The following is a 13,526-nucleotide window of genomic DNA, read 5'->3' on the forward strand; positions in this document are numbered from 1 at the left end:
GCTTGCTGTAGTCCTGCTGTGCGCTGTAGCCCTCATACTTCGGGGCTGCCGCTTCCATCAGGTTTAAAGACCCAGGCTGGTGCTACCTGGGTGGCTTCATTCCAGAAGCGATTTACTCCCCTCCTTAGTAGGGGGGGCGTAGGGCGGGGTGGTTGATTAATTTATTTAAAAATCCTATGTTAAATGAACCAAAAAGGGGGCGACTACAAATTGCCGATAATAGCGGCAAAAATAGCAACCACCAATTGAGTCAAAGCCTGGTGGCTAAGTCAAAGCAAAGCAGTGTCTTTTTTGTCCGTACCCACACAATCTTAACCTTTAGTTTGGAATTTCAAACAATTTTATATTTTTGGTATATCTATGATCAACTTTCTAAGGCAAGTACACCGGGTATGGTTTCTATTCTGGATACTGTTTTTCTTCGCGCTTTTTTATCCCTTATATTACGTTACCTCCCGTAATGAGAAGTATTATGGCATTCTGAATTTTTTTAGAAAAGCCAACAGCTTTTTATGCAGTCTGTTTTCAGGTGTTTTTTTTCGTTATCAATATCAGGAAAAACTCGACCGCACAAAAACATATATATATTGTGCCAACCATACTTCTAATCTGGATATCATGATTTTTTGCATCATGGGACATGGTAAATTCCACTTTATGGGTAAAGATGAACTATTAAACAATCCTGTTTTAAGCATTTTTTTTAAAACCATTGATATATCGGTAAACCGGGAGAGTAAGATTTCTGCTTTTAGGGCTTTTAAAAAAGCTGGTGAAAACCTGGAGAAAGGGATGAGCCTGATTATTTTTCCGGAAGGAAAAATTGATGACCACTATCCACCAAAGTTAGCTGAGTTTAAAAATGGTCCTTTCCGTTTAGCTATCGATAAAAATATCCCCTTGGTACCTGTAAGCATTATCGATGTTTGGAAAATAAACTGGGATGACGGTTCAAAATATGGAAGTAAGCCAGGAATTTGCGATATTTACGTCCACAAACCTATCAATACTTCAACCCTGGCTGATGTTGATGCAGATGTATTGAAAGAAAAGGTTTACAGATTGATAGATAGTAAGTTGAAATAGATATGAATTTAGACGCAAAAACCATTTATAAAATAGCCGATCTGGCCCGAATTCATATTGATGAAAAGCAGGTGGATACATTGATTCCTGAAATGAATAAAATTTTATCGTTCATGGAAAAGTTAAATGAATTAGATACTGCTAACGTAAAACCTTTGGTTTACATGAACGAATCTGTAAATGTTTGGAGAGAGGATATAATCAGACAGGAAATTACTACTGCCGATGGTTTGAAAAATGCCGCTAAGCATACCGATCAGTTTTTTATGGTGCCAAAAATTATTGAAAAATAATAATTTTCATCATGCTGTTCTAATAACCAGTATGATTATTAGGTATCCCTAAAGATTAAGATTATGCTTAATTTTTAACCTCTTGTAACATCTTGCCTGCTATGCTTGTCTAAAAAAGAAAAAACATGGAGAAACCACTCATCACGATAAAAGAAATTGGCCGTAAATATGTGATTGGATCTGAAGTGATTCACGCTTTAAAATCAGTTTCTTTAGATATTTACAAAGGTGAATTTGTTGCTTTGATGGGGCCATCTGGTTCTGGAAAATCAACCCTGATGAATATTTTAGGTTGTTTGGACACGCCATCAAGCGGAACATATGTTTTAAACGGAACTAATGTAAGCCAGATGAGTGATGATGCCTTAGCAGAAGTGCGCAATAAGGAAATCGGTTTCGTTTTCCAGACTTTTAATTTATTGCCGCGTTCTACATCTTTAGACAACGTTGCTTTACCTTTGATTTATGCCGGAACCAGTAAAAAGGACCGCGATTCCAGGGCTGCCAAAGCATTAGAAAATGTGGGACTGGGTAACCGTATGGACCATAAACCCAATGAACTTTCGGGCGGTCAACGTCAGCGTGTAGCTGTAGCCAGGGCTTTAATCAATAACCCTTCTATCATCTTGGCCGATGAGCCCACCGGTAACTTAGATACCAAAACTTCCATTGAAATTATGGGGCTTTTAGAAGAGATCCATAGTAAAGGCAATACCATTATTTTGGTTACACACGAGGAAGATATCGCGCAGCATGCCCACCGTATCGTGCGTATGCGTGATGGTTTGATCGAAAATGATTATTTAAATACAGATATAAAAAATGTATCCCCTCGTTTGCAGGCACTGAAAGAAGCGGGCAGCGATTGGGAAAAAATTAATTAACCCCTAATTCCCCTAAAGGGGGCTTTTAGGATTAACCATATTATTACCCCTAAAGGGGTTAGGGGATATGAAAATCTACACTAAAACAGGCGATAAGGGCCAAACCTCACTAATTGGTGGTACCCGTGTTCCCAAATATCACTTGCGCATAGAAGTTTATGGAACTGTTGATGAATTAAATTCATACATCGGTTTAATTATGTGCCAGGGTATTGACAACTATGATCAGCAATTACTAAAGGAAATTCAGGACAGGCTATTTACCATTGGAGCTTCATTGGCGGCAGACCCTGACAAATCTAAAATGAAGATTCCAGATCTGCATGATGCTGATATTGCCTTATTGGAAAAGGAGATGGATCTGATGAACGAAAATCTGCCTGACTTAAAACACTTTGTTTTGCCGGGTGGAAACACGGTAATTTCTTACTGCCATATTGCACGTTGTGTTTGCAGACGAGCTGAACGTTTGGCAGTAGCACTTGCAGAAAATAGCTTTATAGATGAGCGTATAACCATTTATTTAAATCGTTTAAGTGACTATTTATTCGTTTTGGCACGAAAACTGACCGTATATTTTAACGCCGAAGAAAATATTTGGATTCCGAGGGTTTAATAGTGGAAAAATAAGTTTGTTTTGCTCAAAAATTTTGATATAATTTGCGCAATAATAAGAATAGGAATTTAATTGAATTGACGATATGTATTGGACATTAGAACTAGCATCGCACCTGGAAGACGCACCATGGCCTGCAACTAAAGATGAATTAATTGATTATGGTATCCGCTCTGGTGCCCCGGTAGAAGTAATAGAAAATTTACAGGCATTAGAAGACGATGGAGAACCTTACGAAACCATTGAGGAAATTTGGCCGGATTACCCAACTAAAGAAGATTTTTTCTTTAATGAGGATGAATACTAAAGCTTAATAAAACATAAAAACCTTTCAGAAATACTGAAAGGTTTTTTTATACAGGTTGTTTTTGATATTGTAAATCAATACAATAGCCAAATATTTTACATTTTCTAAACAAAAGCTTAAATAGGGGTGTTAATAAAGCAAAAATATAAACATTGCTAAAAAATTAACACTATGGGAAATTTATTGTACTTAGTCGCAGTAGTATTAGTTATACTATGGGTGATCGGATTTGTATTTCACGGCTTCGGCGACGTTGGTGGTATAATCCACGTCTTACTGGTAATCGCAGTTATTGCTATCTTATTAAAGGTAATTGGTAGGGCAGCGTAAAATAAAGTTGTCACCAAATTCATTCATTCAAGAAGTAAGAAAACACTTTGAAATAGATGGATTAAAAAAAGGAGTTTCATTTTTGGAATTCCTTTTTTTAATATAAGCTTTCGCTAAAACTTAACTCAATTAAAGGAATTTGATGAGGTAAGGTTTATTTTTGAATCAGAATCCAGCCTCTAGTTTTTTAGCAACAATTCGGCAAGTTCGAGATCAATAGGGTAGGTGATTTTAATATTAGCTCTTTCTCCTTCAATAATATTGATTTCGTGCCCAATGCCTTCTACTACACTCGCATCATCGGTAAAATGAGGGTTGAATTCCTGATTGTAAGCCTCTTTAAGGATGTCAAGGCTGAAAGTTTGCGGCGTTTGCACTAAAAAGATCTCATCACGTTTTAAAGCTGATGTTTTTTTGTTTTTAACCAAACGTACGCTATCGCTTGATTGCACTGCCGCAATAACATTGCCTTGTTTTACAGCTTCTGCATAGCAGCTATCAATCAGTCTTTTTGAAACCAGCGGACGAACAGCGTCATGAATGGCAACGTAAGCCTCTTCTTCAATGCTATAAATGGCATTTTTAACCGAATAAAAGCGCTCTGTGCCGCCGTCAACAATCTGGTGTGGTATATGGAAATTAAATTCGTTGCAGAGTCTGCCCCAGTAAGCCTGCTGATCTTTATTTAAAACCAATAAGATTTTAGGTTGAGTGTTGCTGGCTGCAAAAGCTTTTATGGTATGCATCAAAACCGGCAGGTTTTTAAGCAGTAGAAATTGTTTCGGGGTTTCAGTTTGCATCCGATTGCCAGAACCGCCTGCTACAATTATAGCGTAGTATTTCATATGAAGAGATACGAGATGATAGATTTGAGATATGAGACCTGGTTTAACTCAAATCTCATATCTCATTACTCAAATCTATATGATTAGCATGGCATCGCCATAGCTGTAAAATTTATATTTTTCTTTTACTGCAACTTCGTATGCATTCATTACATTTTCATACCCGCCAAATGCACTAACCATCATTAATAAAGTAGATTCTGGCGTATGGAAATTCGTGATCATAGCGTTTGCAATGCTGAAATCGTAAGGAGGGAAGATAAACTTGCTGGTCCAGTCGTTAGCCGCTTTTAATGTTCTGTTGGCAGAAACAGCAGATTCGATTGCACGCATGGAAGTTGTTCCAACTGCACAGATTTTTTTCCTGTCTTCGATTGCTTTGTTTACAATGTTTGCATCTTTTTGTTCGATGATAAACTGCTCCGAATCCATTTTGTGTTTAGTCAAATCCTCAACCTCAACCGTTCTGAAAGTCCCTAAACCTACGTGTAAAGTTACTTCTGCAAATTCTACTCCTTTAAGTTCAAGACGTTTCATCAGTTCACGGCTGAAGTGTAAACCTGCAGTTGGGGCTGCTACTGCGCCTTCGTGTTTAGCGAAGATAGTTTGGTAACGCTCTTTATCTTCTGCAGTAGCTTTACGCTTGATATATTTAGGAAGTGGGGTTTCGCCCAAAATTTCTACATTTTTTCTGAATTCTTCATCTGTTCCTTCAAATAAGAAACGGATGGTACGCCCACGTGATGTAGTATTATCTACAACCTCGGCAACCAACAGATCATCGTCTCCAAAATATAATTTATTGCCTACACGGATTTTACGTGCCGGATCTACCAGAACATCCCATAAACGTAATTCCTTATTTAATTCACGTAGCAAGAAAACCTCGATAGTAGCACCGGTTTTTTCTTTATTTCCATATAAACGGGCAGGAAAAACCTTTGTGTTGTTTAATATCATGACGTCTTTGTCATCGAAATAACCTAAAACGTCTTTGAAAATTTTATGCTCAATTTTACCGCTGTCTTTATGTAAAACCATTAAGCGGGCTTCATCGCGTTGTTCTGCCGGATTATTGGCTACTAAAGATTCAGGTAAGTTGAATTTGAATTGTGATAATTTCATTCTTGATGAATTTTTTGAGGTGCAAAAATACGAATTTAATTTTTCTTTTTCGTATTTTATCAAACGCAATTTATGTATATTATGTTTTGATCATTTTAAATCAAAAAATACAATGCTATCCGCGTATTGATAGACATAAAATTAATTAGTTTTGACCATGATCTGTAACCTTTTCAAAGGCTTTGCATCTAACCTGTAATTATGATAATCTTTAGGCTGATAGGCGAGAGTTTCCGATTTGCATTTGATGCATTGCGCCAAAATAAATTACGCACCATGTTATCGCTTCTGGCTATAACAATCGGTATTTTTACCATTATAGCTGTATTTTCTGCGGTAGATACCTTTCGTGGAAAATTGCAGGCCAGTGTAGATAAACTAGGCTCCAATACCATTTATATTCAAAAATGGCCTTGGAGTTTTGGTGATAATTATCCTTGGTGGAAATATATGAACCGCCCTCAGCCTTCGTTGCGTGATTTCGAAGCGCTCCGCGAGCGGATTGAAAATGCTCAGGGCGTTACATTCGAAATATCAGCTAGCGATAGGGTTATCAAATATAGAAGTAACTCGGTTGAAGGAATTTCGGTTTGGGCAGCATCGCACGATTTTAATAAAACCTGGAATTTCGAGCTTCAGGATGGACGTTATTTTACTGAAAATGAAAGTAAAAATGGATCGCCTGTCTGTATTTTAGGTTCTGACATAGCCGATGGGCTTTTCGATGGTGATGCAGCAGTGGGTAAGCAGGTACAGATTTTAGGGAGAAGGTTAACGGTTATTGGTGTTTTTAAAAAAGAAGGGGAAGATATGTTAGGTACTTCTCTTGACAAAAATGTAAATATCCCAATTGCTTTTGCAAAAGGTGTTTTAGATATCCAAAATGAACGTTATGGACCACAAATTACTGTTCGTGGTAAGGATAATGTGAGTTTAGAAGAAGTTGAAAGTGAATTGAAAGGTTTAATGCGTTCCATCCATAGGATTAAGCCTGGCAAGGAAGAAGATTTTGCGCTAAATAAAACTACCATTATTTCTAACCAGTTAGATTCGATGTTTAAGATGGTGAACATCGCAGGTTGGATAATAGGTGGATTTTCGATTTTGGTTGGAGGTTTTAGTATCGCCAATATTATGTTTGTATCGGTTAAGGAAAGAACAAATATTATTGGTATTCAGAAATCATTAGGTGCAAAAAATTATTTTATATTATTACAATTCATTTTCGAGTCAATCTCGCTTTGTATTTTAGGTGGTTTATTAGGACTTTTACTGGTTTTTCTGCTCGCACTGGCCATCGGTGCCGCGACAGACTTTCATATTATATTAGGACTGAATAATATTGCTTTAGGCATTGGTATATCCATTATTATTGGCACCATCTCCGGTTTTTGGCCAGCTTATTCAGCGTCAAGGCTGGATCCCGTTGAGGCAATTAGAAGCTAGAACAGGTTTCAGTTATCATTTGCCGGTTTGCAGTTGAAGTGCCTCATTGTTCATAAATCTTATTGCACTAGATTGACCGGAGCAAGGCACGAGCGGGGACCAGCAAAGAAAAACGAGTAAGCTCCTCTGAAGAAATACTGCCGATCATTTTAAAAAATAGATTAAATCGTCACGTGGTCAGTTTGACGAGAACCACTTAAATAAATATTCATTTTCATTGGTTTTATATGCTTAACTATTTGTTTTACAGGTGTTTTTTCAGTGCGTAAATCAAATCATCTTTATCAATCGACACAGTTTTTGGATGATCTCAAATAATCAATGTTTATGCCTCGTTAATTCTAAATGGAGCAAGATCAAACCAGATTAAAACTCTTTTTTGAATTATTATTTTTAACAAGTCTAAATAATGTTAGATTTGCCGAAATTTCTATAATTCCATGAGGCCACTTTATCTAAAATTTTTTGTCACAGCATTTATCTTACTTTCTACGGTTACATTGTTTGCGCAAGTACAGCAAGGAACCATCAAAGGAAAAATTGTAGATTCGTTAGGGAACGGTATCCCTTTCGCCAATGTACAGGTTAAGAAACAAAACCTTAAAACTACTTCTGATAAAAGGGGCGTATTTAAATTGAATGCTGTTTCTACAGGTAATCAGCAGGTTAAAGTATCAATTACAGGTTACGATCTTTTTGAACAGGTAGTGTCAGTTACTGCGAATGATACGGTTTCTGTTACATTTGTTCTAAAAGAACAAGCTGAAGGGTTAAATGATGTAATTGTTTCGGCAAGCAGAAGGCCAGAGTCATTATCACAAACGCCATCATCGGTAACGGTGCTTACAGCAAAAGAACTGAATACACAATCAACAATTAGCCCAAACTTAGCCAATATACTCTCTTACAGCGTACCCGGATTGGGTTTTTCAACCAATCAAACCGGTAACTCCGGTCAGACTTTGCGTGGTAGAAATGTCTTGGTTTTGATTGATGGTATCCCACAATCAACGCCACTAAGGGCAGGTGGAAGGGATATCCGCAGCGTAGATCCTTCTGTTATTGAGCGCGTTGAAGTGATTAAAGGTGCTACCGCGATTTACGGTAATGGTGCAGAAGGTGGTTTGATCAATTATATTACTAAAAAGGCCGACCAGGGAAAATCATTCGGAGGTTATTCTCAGGCCGGAATCACAGGAAACCTAAAAGGTGATAGTACTATTGGTTACCGTTTTTCGCAACAGCTATATGGTAAAACAGGTAAATTTGATTATATAGTAAGTGGCATGTTCGAAAAAACCGGTGTTTTCCGTGATGCTGATGGTTTGGTTATTTCGCCGGAATATGGTTTAGGTGAAACCAGATCTTACAACGGTTTTGTAAAATTAGGTTATAACTTCACACCAAAGCAGCGTTTGCAGCTCATGTATAATTATTTCAGTTCCAGACAACGTTCTAAATACATCACCAAAGAAGGCATTTACGGACAGTCGCCCGCTATTGGGATCTATGGCACCAGATTAGGTGAAGATGAAGGTACAAGATTTAACCATAATGCAAATTTACAATACACCAATCAACAGATTTTCGGTAAAACTGATTTAACAGCCAACGTATATTACCAGGATTTTTATACTATTTATTCTAACTCAGCATCATTTTTCGGTGGCGGCCAATCGGCTATTACCTCTACCAAAAAAGGGGCAAGGGTAAACCTGAATACACCATTTAATTTAACAGCTCAGGTACCAATGCAGTTAAACTATGGTTTGGATTTAATGAACGATAAAACCGCGCAAAGCTTAACTGATGGCCGGTTATGGGTGCCTGATATGAATATGGTAAATTTTGCACCTTATCTGCAGGCTTCAGCAACATTAATTAATGATTTAACCATAAAAGGAGGCTTAAGGGTAGAAAATATCAACATTGATGTAGACGACTTTAATACCCTGGCTACCGGTGCAAACGGTGCCGGAAGTATAGCGGTACAGGGCGGTAAGTTAAATTACAATGCTTTGGTATTTAATGCCGGCGCACGTTATTCTAAATTTAAGTTTTTTAACCCTTTTATCAGTTATGCACAATCATTTTCAGTATTTGAGTTGGGCAGGGTATTAAGGGCTGCAAAAAGCAATACGTTAGCACAACTGGAAACCAAACCCATCATTGTAAACAATTATGAAGCGGGTTTTAGCAGCAGTATAGATAAACTGAATTTTAGTGCAGCTTATTATTACAGTACTTCTAAACTGGGTGCGAATCTGTTAGAAGTAAATGGTACTTATATTTCTCAACGTATTCCTGAGCGTGTATATGGCTTTGAAATCCAGGCTGATTACCAGTTACTACGCGAGTTGACTATAGGCGGTAACTATGCGCAGGTAGAAGGAAAAGGAGATGTAGATAATGACGGTAACTTTAATGGGGAGAAAGATGTGTATTTAAATACAACGCGTATCCCGCCATCAAAAACTACTGTTTATTTGAAATATTCGGGTATCAAAAACTTAAGTTTGGATGTGAACTGGATGCGTGTAGGAAACCGCGACCGTTTTAAAACGAATGCTGCAGGAAAGTATTTAATTGGTGAGGGACCGGTAAAAGCTTTCAACTTATTTAACGTTGCAGCAGTATACCAGGTTACAAAACCGTTGAAACTATCTTTAGGTATAGAAAACCTGTTGAATAAAGTTTATTATCCTGCTATTTCTCAGTTTTATGGCAGCAATGTTAATTATGTGCGTGGTAACGGGCGTAGGTTTAACTTATCACTGGGTTACGCTTTTTAAGCAATGAAGAACAGAACATTTAAAAATGCCATCAGGAACATTCACCTCTGGCTCGGCCTGGCAACTGGCCTGGTGGTATTTATTATTAGTGTTACCGGTGCGCTGTATATTTTTGAAGAAGAGATCAGGGATTTTACGCAAAAAGATTTTCGGTACGTAAGGCTTCAGGATAAGCCTTTTGTGGGTTTAGATAAAGTGATTTCAGCATTTGAAAAACTTTCACCCAAAGATGAACTCAGGCTGGTAAGGGTAGAAGATGCGCAGCCAAATGCGACAGTAGAACTCACTAGCAAAAAAGGGAAAGTTTATTATTTCAGTCCGTATGATGGCAGTTTGGTTAAAAAAGGAGGTGAAGACTGGCTACAGGTAGTAGAGCATATCCATATTTCGTTGTTGTTGGGTAAAACAGGCAAGTTCATTATCCAGTGGTCGGTAGTTATTTTTGTAGTGATGCTCATTACCGGACTGATCCTTTGGTTTCCTGGCCAAATGCGTTTGTTAAAACAATCGTTAACGATTAAAAGAAAAGCTTCATTTAAACGGCTCAATTATGATTTGCATAATGTATTGGGTTTTTATGCATCGTTTGTACTGTTGATTACTGCCTTAACAGGCTTGTACTTTGCCTTTAAAGAAGTAAAAAATGCAGCAAGCTTTTTTACCGGCAGTAAACTGGGGCAGGGGAAAGCTATCGTTTCTGCCAAACCCACAACTATAGATCCTATACCTGTGCGCTACAATAAAATATATACCGAGGCCAAAATTAAATATCCCGGTGCGATATCTATCAGTCTTTCGCTTCGGGGTAAAGGCGAACTGCGGTTGAGGATGATTTATCCGTATCGTTGGGCACGTAAACAGAACACCTTTTTTTATGAGGAGGCTACAGGCAGAATGATCAGGGCCAAACTATACAAAGATTATAATGGGGCCGATTTAATAGAGGCCACCAATTACGATCTGCACACGGGCAGGCTTTTTGGTCTTCCAAATAAAATTCTTTCACTTTTAGCGGCCCTGGTTGCGGCGAGTTTACCAATAACGGGATTTATGATCTGGTGGCAAAAACAGAAAAAGCGTAAAAGAAAATAACAACAGCTCGTTGCTAAACGAAGTATAATCCTGTAGGCAGATACTGGTTGCTTTGCCTAATAATTCGCTGAAAAATGATTTAATCATATTGTCGAAAAAACTAAATTAGGTGTTAAATGAGTCTACGCCTAAAAATAAAGGCGATCATGATCTCTAAAAAAGATTTTACCGAAAACCGATTTTTGTTCCATTTATAAGAATGGCAGCTGCACTAGCTACCTTTAAAGGGGCTGAACTTTCTGGTGTTGCCCCATGCTTTCAGTTCATTTGGGTTAAACAGCAACTTGCTTGCATGAACATACCGTTGAGTCAGGGAAAATCGAAAAGCATTATTAATCTATTGGTTTAATAGCGTGACAATTCAGGCAATAAGGCTGATTGAAACGCTGACATTTGTAAGATAGTTGATCAATTGCTAAATCTCATCTGGGGAAAGCTGTCGTTTAATTTTTTAAATCCCTAATATTAGGTATTTATATCGCAGTAATTATTCTGTAACTTGCTTTTATTGTTTAAGTTAACACTTAATGAAATACTAAACCCAAACGCTTTACAACATGAGTACAGATCTGGTTAAAACCTACATCCTGAACAGAAGTTCAGAAGACATTAAATTAAGCCTGATTGTTGGCGGTATAGAACAAACTGCCGCCAGTTTAATTACGCTAGGCGAAGAGCTGATTTCGAAAGATTATCCTGGCGACCTCCATCAAAAGATAATCGGACAAAATAATAACCTCCACAAAAAGGTGCTGAATATCGTTACTGTAATTACTGATACAGCGCCAAACCATAACGATACCGATTTATATGTTTTATTAGAAGGCGGCTTTGTAACCAAAGGTTATAAAATGCAGGAGGAGGTACAACCTGGTGCTTCAGCAGTTTACACTGTAGAAATTACTTTTTATCAATTTTAACGCTATGAAATATCTGATATTAATTGTTCTCGCAACCTTAACAGCAACCGCTTTTGCCCAAGAAGCAGATCAAAAAGAAATTAAAGAAGTGAAACTCGATTTGCTCAAGGCACCGAGCTCGCCAGCCTCGGTATTACTGGGCTTTGCCGTTACCGATATTGAAAAGCCGACGGATTTAAGCGATTTTATGCTTTCATTACAATCGGCCAGTTCATCATATACCAAACTTCCATCTAATTATGCAGTAGATATTGCCCCTTTTTATCTGTTCCGCAATAAAGGCACAGACTTTAGCACCACTGGAAAAAAAGGATTACAATCAACACGCTTTAAAGATTATTTTAGACAAAGTTTTGTGGTTTCACTGGCATTGCGTAATCCCGATTCGGCTTTCAACAATTTTAAACCAACCAGTACCTATGGCGCCCTGGGTTTAAAATTCTCTATTGTGCGCCCACAGTACAATGCCGAAACCAAAGAGAAATTAAACTCCATCCACGAGAAACAGCGTGCGTTGCTGATGAGCTATAAAATTGGTTTGGAAGAAAAAAGGAAATCTGCCCGTTACCAATACCTGGGTATCAGGAATATTTATTTGCTGGATTCCATTTCTCACCTGCCATATCTGACTGAAGAAGAAAAAAAATCTCATGCAGTAGTGATGATGGATGACTCCACAAGTGAATTTTCCAAAAACGAAGTCGAAAAAAGTAAACTGAATAAAAATTTTAAGGAGGACATTCAGGCCGAACTCGCCCAACAGTCGAAATTAGAAGCTGATTTGCAGGCTGAAGCTAAGACTTTTACTGGTAGTCGCCAGGGTCTGTCGGTGGATATTGCCGGTGGTTTAAGTGCCGAGTTCAGGGATAAAAGATTCAATAATTCGAAAATATTCAACTCAGGCGTATGGAGTACCTTTGGTTATAATTGGGCCAATGGAAGTTCTGTTTTAGGTCTTGTACGATATCTCTATAACCCGGATGAAATATTTGCGCTGGATAATATTAAAAACGATGTGGCTAACCTGTCTACCTTCGATACCGGTTTGCGTTTTATTTATTCAACGGGCAAATTTGGTGGCGGTGCGGAGGCAATTTATCGTAGCATACTTTCGTCGGGAACCATAAAACCTTCGTGGCGGCTGGTTGCCAATGCCGACTATGCACTGAACGATAACCAGAAAATTATTTTCTCATTTGGCCGCAACTTTGATGGTACAATAACAAAGACCGGAAACCTTGTGGCAGCTTTAACCTTACTTTTTGGATTTGGAACAAGTAGATAAGTTCAGATCAGCTGAGGGCATGAGTAATATCACCTACGATATAGAAGATAAACTAAAAAAATACTAAAACAGGTATAAATTATTAAGCTACGCAGGCATAATTTAAGTTTTCCACAAATAATTAGCAACACAATTAGCTGGCGGTTGGTCTATTTTTTGTAACCTTGCAAAAATGGAAAAACCGCTAGTTGATATCACCTATTGCCCTAAATGTGGCTGGATGTTGCGTTCGGCGTACATGGCACAAGAAATTTTAAGCACTTTTGTAGATGATGTAAAGGGTGTAACCTTAATTCCGAGTGAAACATCAGGCGTTTTTACCGTGCGAGTTGGTGGAAAGTTGATTTTTGATAGAAAACAAAAACAACGTTTCCCTGAAATAAAAGAATTAAAACAACTCATTCGTGATGAGGTTAATCCCACGAAAAACCTTGGTCATTCTGATGTGAGGTAATTTATTGCGTAATCTTTAAAAGCCCCAGGTGCTTAATTTTTCATCGAAAAT

General features: G+C 37.9%; 15 protein-coding genes. 13 read left to right on the plus strand and 2 right to left on the minus strand.

Translation table 11 applies throughout. The annotated features are described in order from the left end of the window. The first annotated feature begins 176 nt into the window (after positions 1-176). The 7 genes from ACFE6N_RS20965 to ACFE6N_RS20995 all read left to right on the plus strand — a co-directional run bounded on the left by ACFE6N_RS20965 (position 177) and on the right by ACFE6N_RS20995 (position 3,516). On the plus strand, positions 177-461 hold the full coding sequence (locus tag ACFE6N_RS20965; protein ID WP_378939837.1) for a hypothetical protein: 285 nt from the start codon (positions 177-179) through the stop codon (positions 459-461). Beyond that, the gene (locus ACFE6N_RS20970) at positions 361-1,086 is read left to right on the plus strand and encodes a lysophospholipid acyltransferase family protein (protein ID WP_378939738.1); all 726 of its coding nucleotides are present in this window, start codon (positions 361-363) and stop codon (positions 1,084-1,086) included. Before ACFE6N_RS20965 ends, ACFE6N_RS20970 begins: the two co-directional genes overlap by 101 nt. A gap of 2 nt (positions 1,087-1,088) precedes the next feature. Continuing rightward, positions 1,089-1,379, plus strand: coding sequence for an Asp-tRNA(Asn)/Glu-tRNA(Gln) amidotransferase subunit GatC (gene gatC / locus ACFE6N_RS20975; protein ID WP_378939740.1), 291 nt, complete (start codon positions 1,089-1,091; stop codon positions 1,377-1,379). Positions 1,380-1,504: 125 nt separating this feature from the next. Further along, positions 1,505-2,263, plus strand: coding sequence for an ABC transporter ATP-binding protein (locus ACFE6N_RS20980; RefSeq protein WP_090987605.1), 759 nt, complete (start codon positions 1,505-1,507; stop codon positions 2,261-2,263). A 67-nt stretch (positions 2,264-2,330) separates the two neighbouring features. Beyond that, complete coding sequence (locus ACFE6N_RS20985) at positions 2,331-2,879, plus strand: cob(I)yrinic acid a,c-diamide adenosyltransferase (protein WP_378939743.1); 549 nt, start codon at positions 2,331-2,333, stop codon at positions 2,877-2,879. A gap of 85 nt (positions 2,880-2,964) precedes the next feature. After that, entirely contained in the window at positions 2,965-3,186 is a 222-nt protein-coding gene (locus ACFE6N_RS20990) for a DUF2795 domain-containing protein (protein WP_010603503.1), read from the plus strand. Positions 3,187-3,357: 171 nt separating this feature from the next. Beyond that, positions 3,358-3,516 (plus strand): lmo0937 family membrane protein, encoded by a 159-nt coding sequence (locus ACFE6N_RS20995; protein ID WP_109924584.1) that lies wholly within the window; start codon positions 3,358-3,360, stop codon positions 3,514-3,516. A gap of 179 nt (positions 3,517-3,695) precedes the next feature. Here ACFE6N_RS20995 and ACFE6N_RS21000 read toward each other — a convergent pair whose 3' ends face one another. After that, complete coding sequence (locus ACFE6N_RS21000; RefSeq protein ID WP_378939747.1) at positions 3,696-4,361, minus strand: 2-C-methyl-D-erythritol 4-phosphate cytidylyltransferase; 666 nt, start codon at positions 4,359-4,361, stop codon at positions 3,696-3,698. A gap of 75 nt (positions 4,362-4,436) precedes the next feature. Then, complete coding sequence (queA, locus tag ACFE6N_RS21005; protein WP_090987611.1) at positions 4,437-5,486, minus strand: tRNA preQ1(34) S-adenosylmethionine ribosyltransferase-isomerase QueA; 1,050 nt, start codon at positions 5,484-5,486, stop codon at positions 4,437-4,439. 201 nt (positions 5,487-5,687) lie between these two features. Between queA and ACFE6N_RS21010 the strand changes: the two genes are divergently transcribed. The 6 genes from ACFE6N_RS21010 (at position 5,688) to ACFE6N_RS21035 (ending at position 13,475) form a co-directional block, all read left to right on the plus strand. Next, positions 5,688-6,932 (plus strand): ABC transporter permease, encoded by a 1,245-nt coding sequence (locus tag ACFE6N_RS21010; protein ID WP_378939749.1) that lies wholly within the window; start codon positions 5,688-5,690, stop codon positions 6,930-6,932. Between the two features lie 440 nt (positions 6,933-7,372). Then, positions 7,373-9,724 (plus strand): TonB-dependent receptor, encoded by a 2,352-nt coding sequence (locus tag ACFE6N_RS21015; RefSeq protein WP_378939751.1) that lies wholly within the window; start codon positions 7,373-7,375, stop codon positions 9,722-9,724. Between the two features lie 3 nt (positions 9,725-9,727). Continuing rightward, a complete protein-coding gene (locus ACFE6N_RS21020; protein WP_378939752.1) occupies positions 9,728-10,816 on the plus strand; it encodes a PepSY-associated TM helix domain-containing protein in 1,089 nt (362 codons plus the stop codon). Between the two features lie 557 nt (positions 10,817-11,373). Then, a complete protein-coding gene (locus tag ACFE6N_RS21025; protein ID WP_378939753.1) occupies positions 11,374-11,736 on the plus strand; it encodes a hypothetical protein in 363 nt (120 codons plus the stop codon). Between the two features lie 4 nt (positions 11,737-11,740). After that, on the plus strand, positions 11,741-13,021 hold the full coding sequence (locus ACFE6N_RS21030) for a hypothetical protein (RefSeq protein ID WP_378939755.1): 1,281 nt from the start codon (positions 11,741-11,743) through the stop codon (positions 13,019-13,021). A 172-nt stretch (positions 13,022-13,193) separates the two neighbouring features. Beyond that, complete coding sequence (locus tag ACFE6N_RS21035; RefSeq protein WP_378939757.1) at positions 13,194-13,475, plus strand: SelT/SelW/SelH family protein; 282 nt, start codon at positions 13,194-13,196, stop codon at positions 13,473-13,475. The last annotated feature ends 51 nt before the right edge of the window (positions 13,476-13,526 follow it).

The organism is Pedobacter sp. BG31, assembly GCF_042464845.1.
Lineage (GTDB): Bacteria > Bacteroidota > Bacteroidia > Sphingobacteriales > Sphingobacteriaceae > Pedobacter > Pedobacter suwonensis.